This window comes from Brevibacillus sp. YAE8 (assembly GCF_057543335.1).
Window position 1 is genome coordinate 1 of the sequence record NZ_BAAIYG010000121.1, and the last position, 574, is coordinate 574.

A 574-nucleotide genomic window follows, 5' to 3' on the forward strand; every position below is an offset into this window, starting at 1 on the left:
GTCCGCATTCTCTATAAAAACAATAATCATTCCTTAACTGCTCAGGAGTATCAAATACAATTGCTTTTTTGTTGATTTTCTTTCTGAACTCGTGGCCGAGAACAGGTTTTAAAATACATGGGAATTCAACATTTAAGATAGCCTCTTCAAGTTCCTCTTTACTATCTATTACATATGTTTTTGGACATGGAATATTATGCTTGACGGCCAGCTCGTAAGTTTTGTTTTTATCAAGCACTTGCTCAACTAAATTATCATCAGGTAATAAAAACAAGAAGTAATTTAGCAATTCGTCTCGGTTTTTGGAAATGAATTGTACGTAGTCATCTGCTCCTGTATACAAGACAGGTTTTGAACCAATTTTTTTAGAGAGGTTAATTAAGAAGTTTAACAGTTTCTTTTCCTCAGTTACAGGACTAGGGCATATACTGCAAGTAGCTAGGCGTGATTTTCCTATTTTATATGGTTTTTCTGTGTCAAAAGCGTAAACATTAATACCTTTTGCTGTTAAGCTTCTAATAATGCCAATCCCGTTAGCGCTCAAATCAAGAATAACTGCAGAGTGTTCATGGTT

General features: G+C 34.5%; 1 pseudogene. It reads right to left on the reverse strand.

The window, feature by feature from the left end:
* Nucleotides 1–574, reverse strand: a pseudogene (locus AC27IT_RS27925) (carboxylate--amine ligase); the annotation flags it as partial.